At 69.9% G+C, this 282-nt stretch carries 1 pseudogene; it reads left to right on the forward strand.

What is annotated here, in order from left to right:
- Positions 1 to 98: 98 nt before the first annotated feature.
- Positions 99 to 282 (forward strand): annotated as a pseudogene (locus KVT32_RS29840) (hypothetical protein); the annotation flags it as partial.

The following is a 282-nucleotide window of genomic DNA, read 5'->3' on the forward strand; positions in this document are numbered from 1 at the left end:
GACAACCGGCGCGACAGCGCGCTGATGACCGTGATCGGCCTGGTCCTGGCCGCCGGCAGCGCCGCCGCGGCCCTTGTCGCTTGATGCTTGATCAAGAAATGGAACTCACCAAGACTTTCGTGAAGGCGAAGCGTCCCTGCGCGGACGGCTTCCGCTGGTTCCTGCGCCACCACCAGGACGGCGCCGGCTACCAGCAACTGCTCGACGCGCTGGTGGCCGACGGCAGGGTCGGCGACGCCTGCTGGCTGCTGGCCCAGTTCGGGCCGACCGGCGCCGTGCTGG

It is taken from the genome of Achromobacter sp. GbtcB20 (genome assembly GCF_019091095.1).
In the GTDB taxonomy this organism is placed as follows: domain Bacteria; phylum Pseudomonadota; class Gammaproteobacteria; order Burkholderiales; family Burkholderiaceae_B; genus Achromobacter; species Achromobacter mucicolens.